The organism is Xanthomonas sp. GPE 39 (genome assembly GCF_000963005.1).
Taxonomy (GTDB): Bacteria; Pseudomonadota; Gammaproteobacteria; order Xanthomonadales; family Xanthomonadaceae; genus Xanthomonas_A.
On the sequence record NZ_JZHZ01000007.1, the window covers coordinates 3,332,400 to 3,355,355 of the forward strand.

The 22,956-nt window shown below is 63.4% G+C and carries 23 protein-coding genes; 6 read left to right on the forward strand and 17 right to left on the reverse strand.

The features are described from left to right. Positions 1-509: 509 nt before the first annotated feature. The 8 genes from XALGPE39_RS15325 to XALGPE39_RS14030 form a co-directional block, all read right to left on the reverse strand. Positions 510-2,750 (reverse strand): peptidoglycan-binding protein, encoded by a 2,241-nt coding sequence (locus XALGPE39_RS15325; RefSeq protein WP_082061908.1) that lies wholly within the window; start codon positions 2,748-2,750, stop codon positions 510-512. Beyond that, entirely contained in the window at positions 2,747-3,340 is a 594-nt protein-coding gene (locus tag XALGPE39_RS14000) for a hypothetical protein (RefSeq protein ID WP_235429824.1), read from the reverse strand. Before XALGPE39_RS14000 ends, XALGPE39_RS15325 begins: the two co-directional genes overlap by 4 nt. A 102-nt stretch (positions 3,341-3,442) precedes the next feature. Then, complete coding sequence (locus tag XALGPE39_RS15845) at positions 3,443-4,519, reverse strand: hypothetical protein (protein ID WP_152624917.1); 1,077 nt, start codon at positions 4,517-4,519, stop codon at positions 3,443-3,445. After that, on the reverse strand, positions 4,516-5,373 hold the full coding sequence (locus XALGPE39_RS16515) for a hypothetical protein (RefSeq protein WP_235429825.1): 858 nt from the start codon (positions 5,371-5,373) through the stop codon (positions 4,516-4,518). The genes XALGPE39_RS15845 and XALGPE39_RS16515 overlap by 4 nt, the downstream gene beginning before the upstream one ends. A 529-nt stretch (positions 5,374-5,902) precedes the next feature. After that, a complete protein-coding gene (locus XALGPE39_RS14015) occupies positions 5,903-6,511 on the reverse strand; it encodes a hypothetical protein (protein WP_200893886.1) in 609 nt (202 codons plus the stop codon). Then, complete coding sequence (locus XALGPE39_RS14020) at positions 6,508-6,759, reverse strand: hypothetical protein (RefSeq protein ID WP_045728710.1); 252 nt, start codon at positions 6,757-6,759, stop codon at positions 6,508-6,510. Before XALGPE39_RS14020 ends, XALGPE39_RS14015 begins: the two co-directional genes overlap by 4 nt. A 339-nt stretch (positions 6,760-7,098) precedes the next feature. Continuing rightward, the gene (locus XALGPE39_RS14025) at positions 7,099-7,635 is read right to left on the reverse strand and encodes a pseudouridine synthase (RefSeq protein ID WP_045729239.1); all 537 of its coding nucleotides are present in this window, start codon (positions 7,633-7,635) and stop codon (positions 7,099-7,101) included. A gap of 88 nt (positions 7,636-7,723) precedes the next feature. Next, on the reverse strand, positions 7,724-8,578 hold the full coding sequence (locus XALGPE39_RS14030) for a class I SAM-dependent methyltransferase (protein WP_045728711.1): 855 nt from the start codon (positions 8,576-8,578) through the stop codon (positions 7,724-7,726). 167 nt (positions 8,579-8,745) lie between these two features. On the opposite strand from XALGPE39_RS14030, the gene XALGPE39_RS14035 reads away from it, so the two are divergent. The 3 genes from XALGPE39_RS14035 (at position 8,746) to XALGPE39_RS14045 (ending at position 11,876) form a co-directional block, all read left to right on the forward strand. Beyond that, positions 8,746-9,705 (forward strand): aldo/keto reductase, encoded by a 960-nt coding sequence (locus XALGPE39_RS14035; protein WP_045728712.1) that lies wholly within the window; start codon positions 8,746-8,748, stop codon positions 9,703-9,705. Beyond that, entirely contained in the window at positions 9,702-10,739 is a 1,038-nt protein-coding gene (locus XALGPE39_RS14040; RefSeq protein ID WP_045728713.1) for an NADP-dependent oxidoreductase, read from the forward strand. Before XALGPE39_RS14035 ends, XALGPE39_RS14040 begins: the two co-directional genes overlap by 4 nt. Before the next feature lie 267 nt (positions 10,740-11,006). Next, positions 11,007-11,876, forward strand: coding sequence for an IclR family transcriptional regulator C-terminal domain-containing protein (locus XALGPE39_RS14045; RefSeq protein ID WP_082061909.1), 870 nt, complete (start codon positions 11,007-11,009; stop codon positions 11,874-11,876). Positions 11,877-11,946: 70 nt separating this feature from the next. Here the strand turns inward: XALGPE39_RS14045 and pcaC are convergent, their stop codons facing one another. The 8 genes from pcaC to XALGPE39_RS14085 all read right to left on the reverse strand — a co-directional run bounded on the left by pcaC (position 11,947) and on the right by XALGPE39_RS14085 (position 18,687). After that, a complete protein-coding gene (pcaC, locus tag XALGPE39_RS14050) occupies positions 11,947-12,339 on the reverse strand; it encodes a 4-carboxymuconolactone decarboxylase (RefSeq protein ID WP_045728714.1) in 393 nt (130 codons plus the stop codon). 42 nt (positions 12,340-12,381) lie between these two features. Next, positions 12,382-13,161, reverse strand: coding sequence for a 3-oxoadipate enol-lactonase (gene pcaD, locus XALGPE39_RS14055; protein WP_045728715.1), 780 nt, complete (start codon positions 13,159-13,161; stop codon positions 12,382-12,384). A gap of 199 nt (positions 13,162-13,360) precedes the next feature. After that, complete coding sequence (locus XALGPE39_RS14060) at positions 13,361-14,713, reverse strand: 3-carboxy-cis,cis-muconate cycloisomerase (RefSeq protein WP_045728716.1); 1,353 nt, start codon at positions 14,711-14,713, stop codon at positions 13,361-13,363. A 59-nt stretch (positions 14,714-14,772) separates the two neighbouring features. Further along, positions 14,773-15,330 carry a protocatechuate 3,4-dioxygenase subunit alpha gene (gene pcaG, locus XALGPE39_RS14065; protein WP_045728717.1) on the reverse strand — a complete coding sequence of 186 codons (558 nt, stop codon included), beginning with the start codon at positions 15,328-15,330 and terminating at the stop codon, positions 14,773-14,775. Positions 15,331-15,335: 5 nt separating this feature from the next. Next, the gene (gene pcaH, locus XALGPE39_RS14070) at positions 15,336-16,055 is read right to left on the reverse strand and encodes a protocatechuate 3,4-dioxygenase subunit beta (RefSeq protein WP_045729241.1); all 720 of its coding nucleotides are present in this window, start codon (positions 16,053-16,055) and stop codon (positions 15,336-15,338) included. 78 nt (positions 16,056-16,133) lie between these two features. Further along, positions 16,134-17,342, reverse strand: a complete 1,209-nt coding sequence (pcaF, locus tag XALGPE39_RS14075) for a 3-oxoadipyl-CoA thiolase (RefSeq protein WP_045728718.1) — start codon at positions 17,340-17,342, stop codon at positions 16,134-16,136. Next, positions 17,339-18,001, reverse strand: a complete 663-nt coding sequence (locus XALGPE39_RS14080; protein ID WP_045728719.1) for a 3-oxoacid CoA-transferase subunit B — start codon at positions 17,999-18,001, stop codon at positions 17,339-17,341. Before XALGPE39_RS14080 ends, pcaF begins: the two co-directional genes overlap by 4 nt. After that, a complete protein-coding gene (locus XALGPE39_RS14085) occupies positions 17,998-18,687 on the reverse strand; it encodes a 3-oxoacid CoA-transferase subunit A (RefSeq protein WP_045728720.1) in 690 nt (229 codons plus the stop codon). Before XALGPE39_RS14085 ends, XALGPE39_RS14080 begins: the two co-directional genes overlap by 4 nt. Before the next feature lie 329 nt (positions 18,688-19,016). On the opposite strand from XALGPE39_RS14085, the gene XALGPE39_RS14090 reads away from it, so the two are divergent. From XALGPE39_RS14090 to XALGPE39_RS14100, 3 genes are read left to right on the forward strand one after another with little or no spacing between them, the layout of a single operon-like run. Then, positions 19,017-20,093, forward strand: a complete 1,077-nt coding sequence (locus XALGPE39_RS14090; RefSeq protein WP_045728721.1) for an aromatic ring-hydroxylating dioxygenase subunit alpha — start codon at positions 19,017-19,019, stop codon at positions 20,091-20,093. Between the two features lie 25 nt (positions 20,094-20,118). Continuing rightward, the gene (locus tag XALGPE39_RS14095; RefSeq protein WP_045728722.1) at positions 20,119-20,868 is read left to right on the forward strand and encodes a GntR family transcriptional regulator; all 750 of its coding nucleotides are present in this window, start codon (positions 20,119-20,121) and stop codon (positions 20,866-20,868) included. A 54-nt stretch (positions 20,869-20,922) separates the two neighbouring features. Beyond that, positions 20,923-21,906, forward strand: a complete 984-nt coding sequence (locus XALGPE39_RS14100) for a PDR/VanB family oxidoreductase (protein ID WP_045728723.1) — start codon at positions 20,923-20,925, stop codon at positions 21,904-21,906. A gap of 81 nt (positions 21,907-21,987) precedes the next feature. Here the strand turns inward: XALGPE39_RS14100 and XALGPE39_RS14105 are convergent, their stop codons facing one another. Continuing rightward, positions 21,988-22,476, reverse strand: a complete 489-nt coding sequence (locus tag XALGPE39_RS14105; protein ID WP_045728724.1) for a nuclear transport factor 2 family protein — start codon at positions 22,474-22,476, stop codon at positions 21,988-21,990. Between the last annotated feature and the right edge of the window lie 480 nt (positions 22,477-22,956).

Below are 22,956 nucleotides of genomic sequence, written 5' to 3' on the forward strand. Positions count from 1 at the left end.
TGTGCGCACGGCTAGTGCTGACAAAACGCGCGACGACCTCCGCGGTCATCCACCACGTCTGCCTACGACTGATCGCCGCGCCCACAGCATCGGGCTGCTGAGAATGTTCAGCGACACCCGCGCCATTTCGATGGAGGAGGTGACGGTCTGCGGAGCAAGACCAATCGGGTTGTTCAACCGGGTACGCGCCTGTGGCCCTGGCATGGACTGCGGGAGTAGTTTTCGCGCAGGTACTCGGCTTGGCGCTGTTGCTGCGGGTGTGGAACCGGTGCCCTGGCTATCGCACTGCTCCTGCTCGCATTGCCGCGCGTCCTTGGCATGGTGGTGAACTGGTGGTATTGCTTGCGCGAGGTAATGCTGCTGCTCGTGCGCCACCTGCGCTTGCTGTTCCTACTGCAATTGCACGATCCGCGCCTGCTCGTGCTCCTGCCATTCAGCCGTCTTTGGCTTATCGAACAATTCCCTGTCTGTGTGTATCGCGTGCTGTGGCGCTCATGCCATCGGTCTGGCTATCGAACATACGGGTGCTCGTATTGATGTTGCTGCTGTTGCTGCCGCATGGCCGTCAATTCCGCCTCCTGTGTCTGCAATTGGGTCTGCACGTGCTGAAGCGTGGACTGCACCGATGGCGCAGGTTCGCTCATGTCCAGCATGAAGTGGTTATAAGGGACATCGAGATTGCGGCCATAGAGCGTATCGCCCTTGACCACGAAATCGTTTTTCCCTCCTGTGTTCATTCCTTGGAGCGCCATCTTGCCGACGAGCTGGTGCATGCGTTCCTCGGACACCGAGATGCCCCTGCCCTCCATGGTGGTTTTGGTCTGTGCGTAGAGCGCGTGCAGCGGGGAATTGGGGCTGCTGTAGGGTTCCAGCGCTTTTGGGGCTGCCTGCTGCTGCGCAGTGGCGAGGTCGGGACGAGGCGGGTTCGAGCGCTCGGCGACGGCATCGGTCAAATGGGAGGGAGCAGGCTTAGCTTGGCCTGCCAAATGGCGGTCGGTGGCGAGGTCCTGTGTCTTCTGCCGCGTGGCGAACTGGGCATGCGTGTGCAGTGCTTCGAGCGTGCCTGGGTCGGCGATGCCGGTCGGCTCGCGGCCAGCCCAACGCTGGAAATTCTCTACCGCCTGTTGGGTGCGGGGGCCGTAGTCCTTGTCGTCCTGGATGGCCTTGCCATCGTGGTCAGTGGCGCCGATGCTCTGCAAATGTTGTTGCAAGGACTGCACGGCGACGCTGCGGTCGCCAGGCTCCAGGGGATGTGCCGTCATCAGCGGGAGCTGTGGTGCGTGCGCCACTGGCGGGGTATGCAACATCGATTCGGCGGCCTGACGCTGTTCGTGTTGATGCGAACGGGTGTCTTGGCTATGGCGCTGTTCGCGTTCGTGTTGCTGCGCATCCATGGCTTGGCGGTGCAACTGCGCGTGTTGCTGCGCGAGGCGGTGTTGCTGCTCGCGTGCTGCCTGCGCTTGCTGTTCCTGCTGCTGCAGTTGCGCGATCCGCTCCTGTTCCTGCATGTCCACGCTGGCTGGTTTTTGTGGAGCCAATGCGTTGTCATGTGACGTCGGCGCATGTGTCTGCGAATGCGCTTGCGCCAGTTGCGGCGCGTGCTGCGGCGCCTGTTGTATGCGTTCGTGGTGCTGTTGGGCGGCGTGGTCTTCCTGCATCGACGTGTGCCTGTCCATGACGGGTGGTGGCACGGACCCAGCAGCAGATGATGAAGAGGAGGACGTATCCGCGTGCGTCGCTGTGGGAGAGATGGACGCGGCTTGCGCGCTGTGCTGGAACAACTGACCCGGATGCGTCAGCGTGTCGTAGGCTTGCCCAGCGGTGTGTTCGACCGCGTCGATGTCGCGCGAAACGCTGTGCTTGGCCGCGTCGTAGGCATGTTCCGCCCGTGCCTGAAGCGCCTGCGCAGTGACTTGCTGAAGCGCCGCGCTCAACGCCTCGCGGTCCCGATGGACGTCCAGGTGAAATTGATCGAAAGCGGCCTTGTTGTGCGCGTACTGTTGTTGGTGCTGCGCCAGCCTAGCCGGCTCAAGCACACTCTGTGGACCAGTGAAATGGGTGCCGCTGTGATCGCCCAGGCGCATCGCCCGCAACGGATTGGGCGGCGCGGCGCCGGGGCTGGCGCCGAGATAACCCCCTGTCCGGAGCGATTGCACATCCTCCGCGCTGGCCAAGATCACCACCATGCCGTAATGGCGGCTGGCCGCGCTGACCGGATCGCCGGCCATCACGTAATTGGTCACCTGCCTGCCGCCCTCCGGCACGTGGTGGCTCAGGCTCACCGCGCCGTAGGCATTGAACGTGGCGCCGCGCAGACCAAACTCCGCCGCCTCGATCTGCGCCAGTGCGCCGCCGAGGGAGTGACCGGAGACGGTGATGTGGTCTTTGGAAATGCCTTGCTGCTGCGCCTTGTCGAGCATCTCCCGGGTGAAGCTATCGGCAGCCGCCTTCTGCGGATTGACTCGATCCCGCACCATCGTGAGGTCGGCGATTGCATCCGACACGGTGGTGCGCGTGTGGTGCAGCAGATCTGGATCGGTACCGCGATAGGCGATGATGATGTCATTTGTATCTCTATTGAGATAGGCAGTCGCGTGAAACCCGGTGGATGGATCACTTTTGTAACCGAATATTTCGTACCGACGCCCATCCAAATAGGTGAAATTAACTTTATTGCCAGCGCCACTCTGCCTTAGATCATTATAGGCATCAATCGCCGCATCGGCTCGTGTTTGATCCTTAGAACTCATGGCGCAATCTCCCTGACTGTCATGACAATTGGGAAAAATGAATTAGGATTTTTGACGTAATCTGGATTTATTGATGAATAACCAAGCGCGCCATAGCGCACAGAGCCTGGATTGCCATAGTCTATTTTCTTGAAATAGTCTGTCTGCGAGCCATTTTTCAAGAAATCCTCAAATACTGACCCAGCACCAAATGCCACGCCTTTTGCAACAAATGAGGCGCCCACACTGGAAGGCTCCCAATGGCAATAACCTAAACCATAGTAATCTTCATCCTGCATGAAGTCTCGATAGAAATATCCCTTCCAGGTCTTTTCATCGATGCGCGTCATCTCGAAATCCTGCCCCACGATTGGCGGCATGACATGCACGCCAAGGAACTTATCTTCCGGGGTGCATTCTTGATTTGAAACTTTATATTCCAAGTAGCCTTTCACCGAGTCCCACGGCCCCGGCGCATCCGCCGTGACGATGACCTCGTAGCGTTTGACCGGATGTGGGTTGTGCTTTGGATTCTTTGGATCACCGTGCGACATAGAACATCCTGCGGATAGGCTAAGGAAAAGGGCGAGCAACGACAGAGTGGGTTTCATGTTAGTGCGACACCGGAGGCATGGATGATGGTATCCCCATGGTTTGCGCGCTGTCCGTGTTGCGCGAACGTGCCGCCAGACCGGTCAGCGCCCCCATGGGGTTCAAGGGAAAAGCCGCAATGCCCGCCCGATGCGCCGCCGAGGCCATTCGCTCGTCCATGTCGTGTACCGCATGNGTGCTTTCCTCTGTACGTATGCGTGATGTTCGATGCCCTCGCGCAGCGGCGTGTCGAAGTTCAACGCCAGGTATTCGTTCACCTGCCGCTGGATATCCGCTGGCAGGTGGGTTTGGTCAGGGTGCGCGCGTAGTTGGCGCAACGCCTGGGACAGTTCGGCACGCTCGTGAGCAACCTCCCAGGTGAAATGCTCGAAGGCACTCTGGTGGTCCGCGTAACGCTGCGACGCTTCACTGAACCGCTGCGGGGCCAGGACGTTGTCGGGACTTTGGCTGCCGAAGTGCTGGGCAGCGCCGTGGTCCCCCCATCGCGTTGCCATCAGCACATTGGGTGGCGGTGCGCCGACGGGCGCATCCAGATAACGGCCAACGCGCAGACTCTGCACATCGTCATGACTGGCCAACGACACCATGCTGCCGACGTGAGGACTGGCCGCGCTCACCACATCGTTCGCCATGCGGTAATTGGTGACGTGGCAGCCGGGCTGCGGGGTGCCATCGGTCAGCCCCCTAGCGCCATAGGCGTTGTAGGTTGAGCCGGCCAGGCCGTATTTGGCCGCTTCGATCTGCGCCAGTGCGCCGCCGAGGGAGTGACCGGCGACGGTCACGTGTTCTTTTGGGATGCCTCGTGCAGCAGCCTTGGCGAGCATCTGTGCGGTGAACGCATCAGCGGCGGCCTTTTGTGGATTGACGGCGTCGCGCACCATCGTGGCATCGACGGCGATGTCCTGGAGGGTGGTGAGCGCATGGCCTGCTTTTTCCGCCTTGGTCTCGCCGGTAAATAAATCCGTGTCGGTACCACGGTAGGCGATGATGACTTCGTTTGTTTTTCTATTGCGGTAAGCCGTGGCATGAAAACCACTGATAGGATCGTTTGCGTAGCCAAAGACGGTATATTTATCACCATCTAGATATATACGTTTTGTGCTATCAACTTCACTCTGCAAACGGTTTCTATAGGAGTTAATAGCAGCGTCGGCGCGTGCCTGATCGGAGGAATTCATGGCTTGACTTCCTTGACAGCGATGGTGACAGGGAAATACGCATCAGGGTGTTTAAGCACTTCAGGGTCGCTAGGATCTAGGTCCTGCGCACCATAAGGAACGAAAGAAAGGTCCCCGTACACACTCTTCTTGAAATAGCTCGTCTCTGGACTGTCATGCAGGAGTTCCACCAACATACCGCCCCAATTGAACCTTACCCCCTTGGCAATCGCCGAAATGCCAGCACCGGTTGCATCCCAGTGGCACACACCAAGCTTGAAGTAGTCCTCATCCAGCAAGGCGTCGCGGTAGAAATACCCCTTCCACGTGTGATCGTCCACCTGTGTCATGGGAACATCGAGTCCAGTATTAGGCGTCTGCCGCACACCAACGAACGGCATCATCGGCACGCATTTCTCATTGATGACGTCATACCCGATGTATGCCTCAATCGTATCCCACGGCCCCGGCGCATGTGAGGTGGCAATCACTTCGTAGCGTTTGACCGGGTGCGGATTGAGGTGACCGGTAGCGCCGTCATTGCCGACATCGATGCCTTTGGAGCAACCCGCAGCGGTCAGGGCCAGCGGCATGATGGCGGTGGCGGCAAGGTGGTGCAGTTTCATCGGGTCGTCCTCGGGGGAATGGGTCGCGGATGCGGCGTCAGGCAGGTGCGGTGGCCGCGTGGGTTTACGCTTGGGTTGCACCGGCAATCCACTAGGTGGCAGTGGCCCCAGCTCGACACGCACCCGCGCATTGATGATGGCCATATCGCGCAGGAGCTGCAGATCGTGCAGCGGATCGCGCACCTTGAGTTTGCGCGGGCGATAGGGGTTGTCGCTGTGATCGTCTTGATCGTCGCTGTCCTGGCTCATCGCGCGTGACCTTTCCTTTTGATTTTGAGCAAGCCTCCCCACTGCGCCTGCGATCTTACTGCATGGGGCTGATGCCGCCACTGCATGACCTGCCTATGAGCTCGGTGAGGGTGTGCTGTGGAGGTTGTGCATGTACATGCGTGGGGGCTGCACCATATGCGGCGCTTGGTGTTGCTGCGCCTGTTGCCTGTCCACGGCAGGATGTGGTGTGGATGCGGCTGCCGCGCTCTGACCGAACCACTGCCCTGGATGGGTGACGGTCTCATAAGCTTGGCCGGCAGCGGATTGGGGACGATGCGCCGTGGCTGACGTCGAGGTAGTGCGCGTCTTTGAGCGCTTGCACATTCTCTGGAGTCGCCAGAGTCACCACCGTTCGGCACGTTCGTGAGCAACCTCCCAGGTGAAATGCTCGAAGGCACTCTGGTGGTCCGCGCAGCGTTGCGACGCTTCGCTGAAACGATGCTCGGCCAGGACCTTGTCCGGGCTTAAGAGTCATTGGCCGCGTCGGCTCACGCTTGATCGGCAGCATTCATTGCCTGGCTTCCTTGACAGCGATGGTGACTGAGAAATGAGTCTCTGGATATTGAATCACCTCAGTGTCTTCTGCCGTGAGCTCCTGAGCGCCATATTGAACAAGAGACTGATCGCCGTATGCACTCTTCTTGAAATAGGTCGTCTCCTGACTTTCTCGCAGTAGCTGGTTCAACATGCCGCTCCAGTTGAAAATTACTCCTTGACCAGTCGCACTAACGCCCACGCTGGTGACATCCCAATGGCAGACGCCAAGCTTGAAATAATCCTCATCTAGCAAGGGGTCGCGGTAGAAATATCCCTTCCATGTGTGATCGTCCACCTGTGTCATGTGAACATCGAACTCGGTACCAGGCACTTTCCGCACACCAACGGACGACATCATCGGCACGCATTTTTCATTGATGACGTCGTATTCGATATACGCTTTGATCGAATCCCACGGCCCCGGTGCATGTGAAGTAGCAATCACTTCGTAGCGTTTAACTGGATGTGGATTGAGGTGCCCGGTGGCACCTTCATTGCCGACATCGATGCCTTTGGAGCACCCAGCAGCGGTCAGGGCCAGCGACATGATCGCGGTGGCGGCAAGGTGGTGCAGTTTCATCGGGTCGTCCTCGGGGCGATGGGCGCAGATGCAGCGGCAGGCAGACACGGCGAGGACGCGGGTTTGCGTTTGGGTTGCACCGGCAATCCGCCAGGTGGCAGTGGGCCCAGCCGGGCGCACAACTGCGCATTGATAATCCCCATATCGCGCAGTAATTGCGCATCGTGCAACAGATCGCGCACCTTGAATTTGCGCGGGCGATAAGGATTGTCGCTGTGATCTTCGTGATCGTCGGTGTCCTGGCTCATCGCGCGTGACCTTTCCTTTTGGTTTTGACTTAGCTTCCCATCTACGTCTGCGATCTTACGTCATGGACCGATGCCACCAGCAGGCTGACCTGCCGATGAATCGGCAAGGCCATAGCCAGCCATGGTCATTGCCTGGCGCGCAATCAAGACGACACGTTAGCCCACAGGTTATACGGAAATTCCGATCATGTGTATGGAATTTCCGTTGTTTGATAGAGGATATGCTCTAATGCGCAGCGAGGCGGTATATTCGATGACGTGCGGCACATTGCCGCCACCGACGCACTGCGATGCGAGCGATCCATGCGCAATCAGGTCAAACAGCATCGACTGCCGCGTCTACAGCGCGCGCCAACTCCCCGACGCCAGACCATCGAGCCGGTGCGCTCCTATCGCCACACGCACCAGGCGCAGGGTCGGCAAGCCAACCGCAGCGGTCATCCGCCGCACCTGACGGTTGCGGCCCTCGCGCAGCACGATCTGCAACCAGGCATCGGGCACAGTCTTGCGGAAACGCACCGGTGGGTCGCGCGGCCACAACGCCGGTGCAGCATCCAGCACGCTGACCTGGGCCGGCGCAGTGGGGCCATCATTCAACATCACCCCATCGCCCAAGCGCTGCAGTTGCTCCTGCTGCGGTACGCCTTCCACCTGCACCCAATAGGTCTTGGGCTGTTTGTGCTGCGGGTCGGTGAGACGATGCGCGAGCGCGCCGTCGTCGGTCAGCAACAACAAGCCTTCGCTGTCGTAATCCAGCCGTCCCGCTGCATACACATCGCCAGGCAAACCGAATTCGGCCAGCGTTCGCCGCCGCGGCTCGCTACGGTCGGTGAACTGGCACAGCACGTTGAACGGCTTGTTGAAGGCAATCAGCATCGACGCCGCGGACCACGCGACAGCCGCGCCGCACAGCGCGACGCGGGGCATGCACCACGCGCGCATACCGCCATGTGCAACGACCGCATCAGCGCTTGACGAATTTCAAGGTCATCCGGTCGCTCTCCCCGATGGCCTGATACTTGGCATTATCGGCCGCATCGTGTTGGTTGCTCGGCGGCAGCGTCCACACGCCATTGGGATAGTCCTTGGTATCGCGCGGATTGGCGTTGATCTCACTCTTGCCGACCAGTGCGAAACCCGCTGCCTCAGCCATCGCGATCACCTGCGCCTGACCCACGTAGCCGCTCTTGTCGTCGGCTGGCAGGTCGGCCTTGGCGCGATGTTCAACCACACCGAGCACGCCGCCGGGTTTGAGCACTTGGTAGAACGCCTTGAACATGCCTTCGGCCTGTCCGGCCTTGCGCCAGTTGTGCACATTGCGGAACGTCAGCACCAGGTCCGCTGATCCTGGCGGGCCGAACACCGGAGCGCTCGGCGAATACGCCACGATGTGGGCGTGGTCGTACTGCGCCGGTGCGGCAGCGAACTTCTCTTCCAGGCCGCTGCGCGCTTTCTGCTGATAGTCGCGACGCCCTTCCGGGACCGCAGCCGGATCGACCACGGCAGCGATGTAGTGACCGCGCTCGCGTAGATACGGTGCCAGGATCTCCGCATACCAGCCGCTACCGGGAGTGATTTCGATCACTGTCTGCGTCGGCTTGATACCGAAGAACGTCAGCGTCTGGTCGGGATGGCGATACGCATCGCGCGCAACGTTGGCAGGAGCACGCCAGCTACCATCGATGGCCGCGCGCAGCGCCGCGTCCGCTGCAGGCGATGTCACCCCGTGAGTGGGCTTGAGCGCTTGCGCCATGGGCGTGAGCAGGGCGCCAGCAACGGCCAGCGTACAGGCACAGGCAAGCGAGGTTCGAAGCGTCATGACAGGCATCCACAGAAAGATCGCACGAGCCTAGCACGCATGCGTGTCACCGCCGACGGCAACGCGCACAGATCACGCAGGCAGAACGTTATGCTTGCCAAGATTGTCCCATCTCCGAAAGCACCCACGACACTCCTGTCGCTGTCCACACTCTGGAGGATTTCGCCATGTGGCACACACGCGAACTCGGCCGTTCCGGCCTACATGCGGCACCGCTTGCGTTCGGCGGCAACGTGTTCGGCTGGAGCGCCGACACCAAGACGTCGTTCGCCCTGCTCGATGCCTTCGTCGATGCCGGATTCAATCTGATCGACACCGCCGACATTTACTCGGCCTGGGCGCCGGGCAATCGCGGCGGCGAATCGGAAAGCATCATCGGCCAATGGCTGAAACGCAGTGGCAAGCGCGACAAGGTGCTGATCGCGACCAAGGTCGGCAAATGGGCCGAGCGTCCAGGATTATCCGCCGAGAATATCGCCACCGCAGTGGACGATTCCCTGCAACGTCTGCAGACCGACGTCATCGACCTCTACCAGGCACATGCCGACGACGATGCGGTGCCGCTGGAAGCATCGCTGGCAGCCTTCGGGCGGTTGATCGAGCAAGGTAAAGTGCGCGCAATCGGCGCATCTAACTATAGCGCCGCACGTTTGGCCGAGGCGCTGCAAATCTCGGCGCGATACCATCTGCCACGCTACGAGACGCTGCAACCGGAGTACAACCTGTACGACCGCGCCGGCTACGAGGCCGCACTGGAACCACTGGCGCACGAGCACGGGCTGGGTGTGTTGTGCTACTACGCACTGGCCAGTGGTTTTCTCAGCGGCAAATATCGCAATGCCGCCGACGCCGACAAGAGCCAGGCGCGCGGCGCCAGCGTGGTCGCACGCTACCTCAACGCACGCGGCCTGCGCATCCTGGCGGCGCTCGACGACCTCGCCGGCAAGCATGCCGCCACCCCAACCCAGGTGGCACTGGCTTGGTTGATCGCACGCCCCAGCATCACCGCACCGATCGCCAGTGCCACCAGCCTGACGCAACTGCAAGACCTGCTCGCCGCCGCACGCGTGCAACTGTCGTCCACGGACATCGCACAATTGAACGCCGCCAGCGAGGAAAGCGCATGAGCGCGGCCCCCTTGAGCACCCGCATCGTGCTCGCCTCGCGTCCGCAGGGCGCACCGAGTGCGGAAAATTTTCGCCTTGAGCAGGTGCCGCTCGCGCCGCCAGGCCACGGCCAGGTGTTGCTGCGCAACCGCTGGCTATCGCTGGACCCTTACATGCGTGGACGCATGAGCGCGGCACCGTCGTATGCGCCGCCAGTGCAATTGGACGAGACGATGGTCGGCAGCACCGTGGCCGAAGTTGTCCAATCGCATGCGCCTGGGTTCGCTCCGGGCGATCTTGTGCTGGTGCAAAATGGCGGTTGGCAGACGCACTTGGTTGCCGAAGGCGACAGCCTGCGGCGCAAGCTCGATCCGCAGTCGCCGCTGCCACCCAGCACCGCGCTTGGTGTCTACGGCATGCCCGGCTTCACCGCGTATGCCGGCCTGCACGAGATCGGCAAACCCCAGCCAGGTGAAACCGTTGTCGTCGCCGCCGCCACCGGCCCGGTCGGCGCCAGCGTGGCGCAGATCGCCAAGCTGCGCGGCGCGAAGGTGATCGCCATCGCCGGGGGCGCAGAAAAATGCGGTTATCTGCGCGAGGAATTGGGCATGGATACAGTCCTGGATCATCGCGCTGCGGATTTCGCCGCGCAGTTGCGCACCGCTGCCGCCAACGGAATCGACGTGTATTTCGAGAATGTCGGTGGCCATGTATTCGACGCGGTGCTACCGCTGTTGAACGACTTCGCACGAATCCCGGTGTGCGGCACCATCGCCACCTACAACGCCGATGGCGCATTACTGTCTGGTCCGGACCGGCTACCGGCACTGATGAACCAGATCCTGCGTCAACGCCTGACCGTGCGCGGTTTCATCGTCGGCGACTTCGTCATGCTCTATCCGGAATTCCTGCGCGAAATGGGTACCTGGCTGGCCGAGGGCCGCGTGCGCTACCGCGAACACGTGGTGGATGGACTGGAAAACGCACCACAGGCATTCATCGACATGCTCAATGGCGGCAACTTCGGCAAGCTGGTGGTGCGGCTGGACGTGTAGCTGCGCCCAGAAAGACAACACGAGAGGCCATCATGCGGCTTATCGCGCCACGCGCATGGAGCCGCTGATATGCGCTTTATCCACGGCAGGTCAAATCGCAGGCGGGTGGACTTCCATGGTATTGCGCTTGTTCGACGGCAATCGGCTCGGCGAGGGGCGGCAGGACAAGCTCCTCGTTTTCGGCATCAAGCGTTGCCGTTGAATGTTGAGGCTACCCAATCCAGACACTACCATCGGCGATAACGCCTTCGCGTCGTTGCCTTTTTCATGTCCGATTCTCCAGCTCCACCGCGTGTGCGCCGCAGCCCACGTACCCGCCCGTCAGCGACAACGCCGGAGCACGGGCTGCCAGCGGAACTGATGCGCCGCATCGGCGACTGCGCAGGCGATCCGAATTTCATGACCTCGCTGGCGCGTGGTCTGGCGGTGCTCAGCGCGTTCGCTCAGCACAGCCGCGATGTCAGCATGGCCCAGCTCAGCGTGGACACCGGCATCCCGCGCGCGGCGGTGCGACGGGTGTTGTACACCCTGGAAAAGCTGGGCTATGTCGGCGTGCATGGTCGCGGTTATGTGCTGCTGCCACGTGCGTTAGGGATCGGCAGCGGCTATGTGTCCACGGCGGCACTGTCGGTAGCGGCACAGCCGGTGCTCGATGCACTGCGCGACACGTTGCACGAGTCCTGCTCGTTGGGCGTGCTCGATGGCGACGATCTGCTGTACGTGGCACGCGCGGAGACGGTGCGGCTCATGTCGATCGGGTTGCGTGCGGGGAGTCGGCTACCGGCGTATTGCACTTCGATGGGACGGGTGCTGCTCGCCGCGCAACCGCCCGACACGCTGCACAGTTATCTGGAGCGCAATCCGCTGCGTCCACGCACCGAGCGCACCATCACCGAACGTGCGCCGTTCCAGACGCTGCTCGAACGCGTGCAGCGCGACGGCTATGCGATCGTGGATCAGGAACTGGAGATCGGTCTGCGCTCGGTCGCAGTACCGGTGCGCAACCGTCAGCAACGCGTGGTCGCCGCGCTCAACGTCGGCACGTCCGTCGCGCGCATGACGCTGAGCCACCTGCAAAGCAAGGTATTGCCTGCGCTGAAACATGCTGCGCAGCAATTGCATCTGGTGCTGGATTGATCCATCGCCGCACACTGGAGCCGGAACACGACTGAGCACGTATGCGCAGCAACACGTCCACCGGCATGGATCACTCGGCGGCTTCGGCGGCCTGCTCGGCCAGGATCGGTGCGGCCAGGGCGAAGGCATGGTTGGCGGCGGGAACACCGCAGTAGATCGCCGCCTGCAACAGTACTTCCTTGATTTCCTCGGCGCTGACACCATTGTTGCGCGCAGCGCGCACATGCAGCTTGAATTCTTCGTCGTGGCCGCGCGCCACCATCATCGCCAAGGTCAACAGCGAACGGGTGTGCCGTGGTAATCCCTCGCGGGTCCACACCGTACCCCACGCGGTGCGGGTGATGAAATCCTGGAATTCCTCGGTAAACGGCGTGCGCGCGGCCAGCGCGCGATCCACGTGGGCGTCGCCGAGCACGGCGCGGCGCACCCGCAGGCCGGCGGCGTAACGGTCGTTCTCGTCCATCGGTAAAGCTCCTCAACAGGGAAAAGCACACGCGCCACGCGGCTACTGCAACAGAAAGCGCAGCAGCGCGTCGTTGAACGCGTGCGGGGATTCCAGATTGCACAGGTGTCGGCCCTGCACTTCAGTGAAACTGCCGTTGGCGACCTGCGCGGCAATCGCCTGCAATTCAGCCGGCGGGCAGATCGGGTCGTCGTGTCCGGCCAGCGCCAGCACCGGCACCTCGATGGCGCTCAGATGGTCGCGTAGATCGGCCTCGGCCAGCGCGTGGCAGCAGGCGATGTAGCCCTCCACGTCGGTGGCCTGGCAGGTATCCAGAATGGCCTGGACCGTCGCCGGCTGGGACGCAACGAAGGCCGGGGTGAACCAGCGCGTGCAGGTGCCTTCGCGCAGCGACGCCAGCCCCTGTGCACGCACCTGTTCGATGCGTGCCTGCCAGTTCTCGGCAGTGCCGACCTTGGCGGCGGTCGCGCAGAGCGTCAGGCTGAGCAGGCGTTGGCCGGCATGCACGCCCAGCCATTGCCCGGTCAATCCGCCAATCGACAGACCGCAGAAATGGCTGCGCTCGATCGACAGGGCATCCCATAGCGCCAGGACGTCGCCGCCGAGATCCTGCAGGCGATACGGCCCCGGTGCCGTCGTCGACGCGCCATGGCCACGGCGGTCGTAACGCAGGACGCGGAAATGCGGCGCCAGCGCCGTGATCTGCGCATCCCACATGTGCAGATCGGTGCCGAGCGAATTGCACATGGTCAGCCATGGACGGCCTTCGCTGCCGTCGATACGGTAATTCAGGCGATGCGCGGGCAGCTCGAGGATGGGCATGGACGATACGCTCGCAGGATGAGGGGGACGCCGCAATCGGGCGCTACATGCAGTCTAGAACCTGTCATGTAGGTTGGAGTGTATACGCCGCCACTGGGCGCGGATTGCGCCAGGGCGTGTGCCACTCGGGCAAGTTTCGCCTCCCGGTCTGGGCCGCGCTCCAACCGGCGTTCTGTGCGGATCACGCCGTCACTCCGGTTCAGTCAGGCGTCTGTCCGGCGAGGACGCGCTCGATCCACACCGCCGCCATGCCGCGCCAACTGTCCTCGGCGAACAAGGCGTCCAGGTGCGTCGGCGACAGCACCGCGGCGACCTGCGGATCCTCGGCCAACACTGTGCGCAGATGTCGTTGGGTTTCCAGCGCGCGGTGCACCGCCGCCTCCACCAGCGTATGCGCGGCGGCCTTGCCCAACTGTCCGGCTAGATTCACCGCGACCGCTTCGGCATAGAGCAGGCCGCCATGGCTGTCCAGGTGTGCGGCCATACGTGTGCGATCTAGTTGCAGACCGTCGATCAGCACGCGCACCTGTAGCAGGCTACCGGCGCTCAGGCGCACGATCTCCGGCAGGGTTTCCCATTCGGCATGCCAGCCGCCGACGGCGCGCTCATGTTCCTGCGGCAGCGCCGCGAACAGGGTCGCCAGCAGGCCCGGCACACGTGTGGCAGCGGCCATCGCGACCACGCAACCGACCGGGTTGCGCTTGTGCGGCATCGCCGAGGAACCGCCCTTGCCCGCCGCCACGGGTTCAAACGCCTCGGCCACTTCGGACTGCATCAACAAAGCGACATCGCGACCGATCTTACCCAAGCTACCGGCGAGCAGCGCAAACGCCGCGCCGATGTCGCCGATACGGTCACGCGCGGCATGCCACGGCAGTGCGGGTAGCGGCAAACGCAGCTCTTGGGCCAAGGCCTCGGCTACCTGCAACCCATGTTGCTGCAATGCCGCCAGGGTGCCGGCGGCGCCGCCGAGTTGCAGCACCAGCGCATCCTCACGCAGTGCGTGCAGGCGACGACGGCTGCGTTGCAGTGCATCCAACCAGCCAGCCGCCTTCAGTCCGAACGTGACCGGCACGGCGTGTTGCAACAGCGTGCGCCCAGGCAGGCCGGTGTCGCGCTCGCGCTGCGCCAGTGCCGCCAGCGCGGTGCACAGGGCCTGCAGTTGCGCTTGCACGTGCTCCAGCGCGGCACGCAGTTGCAGAACCGCGCCGCTGTCGATGATGTCCTGGCTGGTCGCGCCCCAATGCACCCAGCGTGCGGCCTCGGTGTCGGCGGCGGCCACCTGCGCGGTGAGCGCCTTGACCAACGCAATGGCCGGATTGCCAGCCAGCGCGGTGGCGGCAGCGAGGCTGTCGATGTCGTAGCGCTCGGCTTCGCACGCGGCGACGATGGGCGCCACGGCACTCATTGGAATTACCCCGCAACGCGCCTGCGCACGCGCCAGCGCCGCCTCGACATCGAGCATGGCTTGCAGACGCGCGCGATCGTCGAACAACGCATCGACGGCGGGATCACCGAACAACTGACGCAACAGCGAATCGGAAACGCTCATCGGATCGTGCGCAATGGCAATGGCGAGGCAGGTAGCAGAGTAACCGCTGCGCGCCGCCGTCAGTAGGAGAAGAACACGGTTTCACGTTCGCCCTGCATCCGCACATCCCATTGGTAGCGGCCGGGCGCGAGCGGTTGCGCGATGAGCGTGGCACGGCGTTCGACCGGCACCTGCGCCAGGATCGCGTCGCTCTCCAGGTCGTCGTCGCCGAAGTACAGGCGCGTGGGTGCGGCGCGCAACAGCCCGCGCATGAACACCAGCACGACCAAATGCGGTGCCTGCGGCCCATTCGGTCCGGGCACACGACCGGGCTTGATCGTGCGGAAGGCGAAACGGCCCTGCGCGTCGGTCGGCACCCGCCCCCAGCCATGGAAGGCCGGGTCGTGATCGCCACGGCGTGGATCGGCGGCATGGTCGTAGATGCCGGCGGCATCGGCCTGCCAGATCTCCAATAATGCGTCGCCGACCGGCGCGCCAAGGCCATCGAACACGCGACCGGCGATCTCCACCTGCGTCCCTTGTGCCTGCGCTGGCGCGATCTCGGTGCGGTACAGCGGTTCCAGCCCGATCCGGTAATAGGGGCCGACCGTCTGCGAGGGGGTTGCCTGGAAACTCATCGCGCTTACTCCCAAGGGGTCTGCTTGCGTCCACGCAGGACGATGTCGAAACGGTAGGCCAGCGCGTACTCGTTGGCGGCGTGTTCCCAATCGAACGCGGACACCATGCGCTCGCGCGCTTTGGGGTCGTCCACGCAATTGAAGATCGGGTCGTAGGCCAACAGCGGGTCGCCAGGGAAGTACATCTGGGTGATCAGACGCTGGCCGATGCCGTCGCCATGCAGCGAAAAATGGATGTGCGCCGGGCGCCACGCGTTGTAGTGGTTGCGCCACGGATACGCGCCCGGCTTGATGGTGGTGAAGCGGTAGCGGCCGTGCGCATCGGTGAGCACCTGGCCGGTGCCGGTAAAGTTGGGATCCAGCGGCGCATCGTGGCGGTCGCCATCGTGCAGATAGCGGCCAGCCGCATTGCATTGCCAGACTTCGACCACGCGGTTGCACACTGGCTTGCCATTTTCGTCGAGGACACGCCCACCGACACTGATGCGCTCGCCCAGCGGCGCGCCCGGAAAGCCGGCGGTGAGGTCGGCGGCGTGCGCGCCCAGGGTAATCCGGTCCAAAGTAGGGCCGGTGGCCTCGGACAACGTCACCGCGATGGCGATCGGGTCGCGGGTCGGGCCACGGCTGCCGGTGGAGGCATAAGCCGGATGCCGATAGGCCGGTTGCGTACCCGGGTACGGGCGACGGTAGCCGAGCAAGGGGTCAATGGGAGCGTCGTCGTGCATCGTCATCGTCGTCTCGCTGGCTCCAAGGCGGAGCCGGTTGGCTGAAAGTGGATCATGCAGGTCCGCACGTGCTGTCGGCTACAACCGCTCAATCGCCAGCGCCACGCCCTGACCGACGCCAACGCACATGGCGGCCAGGCCACGCTTGCCGCCGCTTGCCTCCAACTGGCGCAGCAAGGTCAGTGCGAGGCGCGCGCCGCTCATGCCCAGCGGGTGACCGAGCGCGATGGCGCCGCCATTGGCGTTGACGTGCGGCGCGGCGTCATCCAGGCCCAGCGCGCGCGTGCACGCCAGTGCCTGCGCGGCGAAGGCCTCGTTCAGTTCGATGGCGTCGAACTGCTCCAAGCGCAGGCCCAGCCGTGCCAGCAAGGCCTGGATTGCCGGCACCGGGCCCATTCCCATGTAATCCGGCTCCACGCCAGCGCTGGCGAAACCGAGCACGCGCGCACGCGGCGTCAGCCCCAGTGCGCGGGCCCGCATCGGCGTGGCCAACAACAACGCGGCGGCCCCGTCGTTGATGCCCGAGGCGTTGCCGGCAGTGACGCTACCGGGCTGGCGGAACAACGGCGCGAGCCGGGCCAGTGCGTCGGCAGTGGTGTCCGGGCGCGGATGCTGGTCACGCGCCACCGTGACCGTTTCGCCGCGCTTGGCACCCGGCACATCGACCGCGACGATCTCCCCGTCGAAAAAACCTGCCGCCTGCGCGGCAGCGGCACGTTGCTGGCTGCGCAACGCGAACGCGTCCTGGTCTTGGCGGTCGATCCCGTGGCGCGCGGCCACGTTCTCGGCGGTTTCGCCCATCAGCGCGACGCCGTAGCGCGCACGCATGCGCGGGTTGACGAAACGCCAGCCCATCGTGCTGTCCTCGATCTGCTGGTTACGAGCGAAAGCACTGTCGGCCTTGCCCATCACCCATGGCGCACGCGACATCGACTCGACTCCGCCAGCGATTGCCAAGCCCAGTTCACCGGCGCGCAGCGCGCGCGCCACCGTGCCGACGGCGTCCAGCCCCGAGCCGCACAGGCGGTTGACGGTGCTGCCCGGTACGCTGCACGGCAGCCCCGCCAGCAGCAGGCTCATGCGTGCGACATTGCGATTGTCCTCGCCGGCCTGGTTGGCACAACCAAGGTATACGTCGTCGATGCAGGCCGGATCCAACTGCGGCTGCCGCGCCAGCAGCGCTTGCAACGGTAGCGCGCCAAGATCGTCGGCGCGCACGCCGGCCAACGCGCCACCATAGCGACCGATCGGAGTACGGATGCCATCGATGATGTAGGCCTCGCTCATGCGACCACCTTGGAGGGAGTCAGACGCAACGCCAGCCCGGTGACCCGGCACAGCTCGTCCAGACTCACGCCATCGACCAGTTCGAGCACGCTGGCGCCGTCCGGGCCGAGCGCGAACACGCCCAGATCGGTATACACCCGCGACACGCAGCGCAGCCCGGTCAACGGATAGCTGCATTCGGCCACCAGTTTGCTTTCCCCACGCTTGTTCAACAGTTCCATCATCACGTAGACCTGCTTGGCGCCGATGGCCAGGTCCATGGCGCCGCCAACGGCGGGAATCGCATCGGCCTCGCCGGTGCTCCAGTTGGCCAGATCGCCATGCACCGAGACCTGAAACGCCCCCAGCACGCACACGTCCAGGCGACCACTGCGCATCATCGCGAACGAATCGGCGTGGTGGAAATAACAGCCACCTGTCCGCAACGTCACCGGCTGTTTGCCAGCATTAATCAGCTCCGGATCTTCCTGCCCTGGCGGCGGCGCTGGCCCCATGCCGAGCACGCCGTTCTCGCTGTGCAGGAAGATGTCCTTGTCCGCAGGCAGGAAGTTGGCCACCGCCGTCGGCAGGCCGATGCCCAGGTTGACGTAGGCACCTTCGGGGATATCGCGTGCCACGCGCGCGGCCAGCGCATTGCGATCCAATCCACAGCCGATCATTGCGTGCATGCGTGCTCCTGTGCGTTCGCCACCGCCACCAGCCGTTGCACGAAGATGCTCGGGGTAATCACCGCCTCCGGGTCCAGATCGCCCAGATCCACCACGCGCTCGACCTGCGCGATGGTGCAATCGGCCGCCATCGCCATCAGCGGGCCGAAGTTGCGCGCGGTCTTGCGGTAGATCAAGTTGCCCCAGCGGTCGCCGCGCTGGGCTTTGATCAGTGCGAAGTCGGCACGGATCGGATACTCCAGAACATAGTGGCGGCCGTCGATCTCGCGCGTCTCCTTGCCGGCGGCCAACGCGGTGCCGTAACCGGTCGGAGTGAAGATCGCGCCCAGGCCGTTGCCGGCGGCGTGGATCCGCGCGGCCAGATTGCCCTGCGGCACCAACTCCAGTTCCAGTTCGCCGGCACGGTAAGCGCTGTCGAAATGCTGCGAGTCGCTCTGGCGCGGAAACGAGCAGACAATCTTGCGCACACGCCGATGCTTGATCAGCGCGGCCAAACCAGTCTCGCCGTTGCCGGCATTGTTGTTGACAATCGTCAGGTCGCGCGCGCCCTGCGCGATCAATGCATCGATCAGCGCGTCGGGCATGCCGGCGGTGCCGAAACCACCAATCATCACCGTCGCCCCGTCGGGGATGTCGGCCACTGCGGCGGCGCACGAGTGCAAGGTCTTGTCGATCATCCTCACGCTCCAGCGCTGGCGGCTCGCCGATGCTGCGGACAGGCACACCAATACCTCTGGAAAGGGCTTGCCACGACGTCGGCTCCTGATCGATCCCAGTCCCACGGTAGGATGCGACTTGGCGGCGGTCAATCCGATAATCGGATATAAAGTTCGATAAACGAACAAAATCCCACGCTCACCCCTGGGCTGGCCACGGTCGTTGATGTATACATTGGATCACCGTCCATTGCAGCGACGGTGCTGCGCCCACCGCACATTTCCGCCAGGACGCAGACAACACGCAACGCCCCCGCACGCCTGTTGTATACAAATCCGAGGAGTTCGCCATGGGTCAGCCCATTCCGGCATTTCCGCTCAACGCGTGGTACGCCATCGCCTGGGACCACGAAGTCAAACACGCGCTGCTTGCGCGCAAAATCTGCAACCTGGATATCGTCGTGTACCGCACCAGCAGCGGCCACGTCGCCGCGCTCGAAGACGCCTGTTGGCACCGATTGGTGCCGCTGTCGATGGGCCGGCTGCGCGGCGACGACGTGGTCTGCGGCTATCACGGTCTGGCCTACGATGCCAACGGACGCTGCGTGCACATGCCATCGCAGGACACCATCAATCCCGCCGCCTGCGTGCGACGTTTCCCGACGGTGGAACGGCACCGCTACGTGTGGGTGTGGCCTGGCGATGCCGCACTGGCCGATCCGGCGCTGGTGCCGGACTTGCACTGGAACGACGATCCCGGCTGGGCCGGCGATGGCCGCACCATTACGATCAAGTGCGACTACCGGCTGGTGCTGGACAACCTGATGGACCTGACCCACGAAACCTTCGTGCACGGCTCCAGCATCGGCCAGGACGAAGTCGCCGAGGCGCCATTCGACGTGGTCCACGGCGAACGCAGCGTGGTGGTGTCGCGCTGGATGTCGGAGATCGATCCGCCACCGTTCTGGGCTTGGCAGCTCGAGCATGCGCACGGCTACCGCGGCAAGGTGGACCGCTGGCAGATCATCCGCTTCGAGGCACCATGCACCATCGCCATCGATGTCGGCGTGGCAGTGGCCGGCAGCGGCGCGCCACAGGGCGACCGCTCGCGCGGGGTCAATGGCTACGTGCTCAATACCGTCACCCCGGAAACCGAGCGTAGCTGCCACTATTTTTGGTCCTTCATGCGCAACCACTCGCTGCACGAACAATCGATCACCACCCGCCTGCGTGACGGCGTCACCGGCGTGTTCGGCGAGGATGAGGTAGTGCTGGAGGCACAACAGCGTGCGATCGACGCACATCCGGACCACGTGTTCTACAACCTCAATGTGGATGCCGGCGGGATGTGGGCACGGCGCCTCATCGAGCGCATGGTCATCGCCGAGCAACGTGCGCATGAGCTGCACCTGCGCATGGTCGGCTGAACCGGCCAGAGACTGAGGACACGCCATGTCCACCACACATCCCTTCCGCTCGAGCGCCGCGCAAACCACCCGCGTCCTGCTCGCACTGCGCGAACTGATCCTGTCCGGCGATCTGGCCGCAAGCGAACGCCTGTCCGAAGTCGCCCTGGTGGAACGCCTGGGTGCTTCGCGCACACCAGTGCGCGCGGCGTTGCAACGGCTGGCCGAGGAGGGCCTGGTACACGCATTGCCCGGCGGTGGCTATGCGGTGCAGGCGTTCGGCGAGCGCGACGTCGACGATGCCATCGAACTACGCGGCACGCTGGAAGGCCTGGCCGCACGCCTGGCCGCCGAACGCGGCGCGGATCCGGCACTGCTGGCGCAGGCACAAGCGGTGTTGGTGCGGATCGACCAAGCGCTGTCGGCAACAACGCTGCGCGAAGAGGATTTCGCCAGTTACGTAAGCTGCAACGAACGCCTGCATGCACTGCTGATCGAGATGGCAGACAGCTCACTGCTCAGACGCGAATGCGCACGGATCTCGCAACTGCCGTTTGCCTCGGCCAACAGTTTCGTGCTGAACCGCAACCACGCCGCGCAGATTCTGCGCATCGCTCAAGAACAACACCGCCAGGTCCTGGACGCGATCCAGCGCCGCCAGGGCGCGCGCGCCGAAGCCCTGATGCGCGAACACGCGCGAGTGGCGCAACGCAACTTTCATGACGCGCTGCACGAGCAGGAGACGCTCGGTCAAGTCTCCGACAGCGGATTGCTGCGGTACCGACTACGCGCCTGACGCGCACCACCAACGCAGCGCCTGCGCCTCCCTTCCCGATCACCGGAATCCACCATGCGCAAAGACACCCAATGGAACACCGCTCGCATCGTCGCCGTTGCCACGCCTTGTGAACAGGTGCGCGAGATCGTGCTCGACCCCGGTCGCGCGGGCCGGCGATTCACTGTCGGCAGCCACATCGACGTGCGCGTGCGCATCGGCGACACCGTTGATGTGCGCTCCTACTCGCTGGTGGGCGAACCCACGGCGGATGGACATTACCGCATCGCGGTGCGCGCGGTCGCCGGTAGCCGTGGCGGCTCGCGGGCGATGTGGGCACTGGCGGTGGGCGACACGGTGGAGATCTGCGCACCAAACAACCAGTTCGCCCTGGACGAGAACGCCGAGCACATCGTACTGATCGCCGCTGGCATCGGCATTACCCCGATCCTGGGCATGGCGCAGCGTCTGGCGCGCAGCCCGCTCCCCTTCCAGCTACTTTATGCCGGACGCAGCCGCGCCACCATGGCCTACTTGGAGCCGCTGCAGTCACTGCTGGGCGAACGCTTACAGGTGTTCTGTCCCGAGCACCTGGGCCGACTCGACTTAAGCACGCAGATCGCACAGTGGCCGCGTGGCGCCGATGTCTACGCCTGCGGGCCATTGCCGCTGTTGGACGAACTGCGGCAGCGCTGGCGCGAAGATGGCCGCGCGCGTGCGCGTCTGCACTTTGAAACCTTCGGCAACAGCGGGCGCGCACCGGCGCAGGGATTCGAGGTGGAGATCCCCACCTTGGGTAAGACCGTACAGGTCGGCGCGCACCAATCGCTGCTGGAAGCGCTGAGCGCGGCAGGTGTGGAAGTGATGGCCGACTGCCAGCGTGGCGAATGCGGACTGTGCGTGGTCGACGTCCTGGACAGCACCACACCGCTGGATCACCGCGACGTATTCCTAAGCGACGAACAGCACCGCGACAACCGCAAGCTATGCGCCTGCGTCTCACGTGCGCTCGGTGGACGCATCCGCATCGACACCGGCTACCGCGCCGACGCATTCTGAAGCGCAAACTGAAATGCAAAAATCCGACGCCGCCCGCCGCAGCGGACGGCGCCATGGAATGACCGCTGGATTAGCCGCAGATCACTTGGTCGCCGCGTCCCAATGCTCCTGGATCTTGCCGTTCTGAATGCGGAACATGTCGAACCAGGTCGTCGTATAAGTCTTGCTCGCATCCTTGGGGTCTGGCAGCGTGCGCACCGACACCAGGGTCACGTAATCGCCTTCGGCCAGAATCGCCACCAACGGTAACTGCACCCGTGGCTGGATCGGCTGCGGCTTCACGAAAGAGCTCAGAAACGCCAGGAACGCGTCGCGCCCATTGGCGACATTCGGATTGTGTTGGATGTAATCCTTGGCCATGTATTGCGGGGCGTACTCGGTATGTCCCGCCTCGAACACGATCCGCCAGAAATCGTAGACCAGACGCTTGTTGGCGGTGGTGCACCAATCCCGGCCTTGCAGCAGTTGTTCGTGATTTGGATTGGCGGTGACGGCTGTCTGCGCGAACGCGGATGCGGCGGGAAGCGCAAGCAGCAAAGCCAGCAGATAGACCTGGAAGCGAATCTTCATGAGCAACTCTCCGGAGGGAAATAGGCAATCAGGCGCTGGCTGTGCGATCGCCCCGATGTGTGGACAACGAGCAGCTCTGGCGCGGCCGCAGCGTAGCAATGTACGCAAGCAAAAAGCGCAGGACGCCGGATGAATGCGGAAAATTCCTTGAGTTTTTTATTGCGATGGGAGAAACGCCACAATTACCAAAATATCAGAAATGGTCATCGCATTTACGCAACTTTCTGCGCCGCATCCATCTGCGGACACGCGAGAAAAACGCTCTGTGGCAATCACGATTTGCAAGACCTATCCCGGCCATCGAGTACGGCAACCGTGAGCGCGCGCGATGCAGGCGCATCGCACGGTGTCGCGCCACAGCGCATACATGACCAACACCATGTCATGCACGGGATACAAAACGCGCGGACTAGAGCGTGTTATGAACTTGAGGCTTTCGCGGCTATCGTAAGCGGATGAAGCCAGCACGCTCCTATCCGA

Excerpts from the sequence above, each read along its gene's own strand:
- XALGPE39_RS15325 (WP_082061908.1), bottom strand. The coding sequence starts at position 2,750 with ATGAGTTCTAAGGATCAAACACGAGCCGATGCGGCGATTGATGCCTAT.
- XALGPE39_RS14000 (WP_235429824.1), bottom strand. The coding sequence starts at position 3,340 with ATGAAACCCACTCTGTCGTTGCTCGCCCTTTTCCTTAGCCTATCCGCA.
- XALGPE39_RS16515 (WP_235429825.1), bottom strand. The coding sequence starts at position 5,373 with ATGAGCCAGGACAGCGACGATCAAGACGATCACAGCGACAACCCCTAT.
- XALGPE39_RS14015 (WP_200893886.1), bottom strand. The coding sequence starts at position 6,511 with ATGAAACTGCACCACCTTGCCGCCACCGCGATCATGTCGCTGGCCCTG.
- XALGPE39_RS14020 (WP_045728710.1), bottom strand. The coding sequence starts at position 6,759 with ATGAGCCAGGACACCGACGATCACGAAGATCACAGCGACAATCCTTAT.
- XALGPE39_RS14025 (WP_045729239.1), bottom strand. The coding sequence starts at position 7,635 with ATGCTGATTGCCTTCAACAAGCCGTTCAACGTGCTGTGCCAGTTCACC.
- XALGPE39_RS14030 (WP_045728711.1), bottom strand. The coding sequence starts at position 8,578 with ATGACGCTTCGAACCTCGCTTGCCTGTGCCTGTACGCTGGCCGTTGCT.
- XALGPE39_RS14035 (WP_045728712.1), top strand. The coding sequence starts at position 8,746 with ATGTGGCACACACGCGAACTCGGCCGTTCCGGCCTACATGCGGCACCG.
- XALGPE39_RS14040 (WP_045728713.1), top strand. The coding sequence starts at position 9,702 with ATGAGCGCGGCCCCCTTGAGCACCCGCATCGTGCTCGCCTCGCGTCCG.
- XALGPE39_RS14045 (WP_082061909.1), top strand. The coding sequence starts at position 11,007 with ATGTCCGATTCTCCAGCTCCACCGCGTGTGCGCCGCAGCCCACGTACC.
- pcaC (WP_045728714.1), bottom strand. The coding sequence starts at position 12,339 with ATGGACGAGAACGACCGTTACGCCGCCGGCCTGCGGGTGCGCCGCGCC.
- pcaD (WP_045728715.1), bottom strand. The coding sequence starts at position 13,161 with ATGCCCATCCTCGAGCTGCCCGCGCATCGCCTGAATTACCGTATCGAC.
- XALGPE39_RS14060 (WP_045728716.1), bottom strand. The coding sequence starts at position 14,713 with ATGAGCGTTTCCGATTCGCTGTTGCGTCAGTTGTTCGGTGATCCCGCC.
- pcaG (WP_045728717.1), bottom strand. The coding sequence starts at position 15,330 with ATGAGTTTCCAGGCAACCCCCTCGCAGACGGTCGGCCCCTATTACCGG.
- pcaH (WP_045729241.1), bottom strand. The coding sequence starts at position 16,055 with ATGCACGACGACGCTCCCATTGACCCCTTGCTCGGCTACCGTCGCCCG.
- pcaF (WP_045728718.1), bottom strand. The coding sequence starts at position 17,342 with ATGAGCGAGGCCTACATCATCGATGGCATCCGTACTCCGATCGGTCGC.
- XALGPE39_RS14080 (WP_045728719.1), bottom strand. The coding sequence starts at position 18,001 with ATGATCGGCTGTGGATTGGATCGCAATGCGCTGGCCGCGCGCGTGGCA.
- XALGPE39_RS14085 (WP_045728720.1), bottom strand. The coding sequence starts at position 18,687 with ATGATCGACAAGACCTTGCACTCGTGCGCCGCCGCAGTGGCCGACATC.
- XALGPE39_RS14090 (WP_045728721.1), top strand. The coding sequence starts at position 19,017 with ATGGGTCAGCCCATTCCGGCATTTCCGCTCAACGCGTGGTACGCCATC.
- XALGPE39_RS14095 (WP_045728722.1), top strand. The coding sequence starts at position 20,119 with ATGTCCACCACACATCCCTTCCGCTCGAGCGCCGCGCAAACCACCCGC.
- XALGPE39_RS14100 (WP_045728723.1), top strand. The coding sequence starts at position 20,923 with ATGCGCAAAGACACCCAATGGAACACCGCTCGCATCGTCGCCGTTGCC.
- XALGPE39_RS14105 (WP_045728724.1), bottom strand. The coding sequence starts at position 22,476 with ATGAAGATTCGCTTCCAGGTCTATCTGCTGGCTTTGCTGCTTGCGCTT.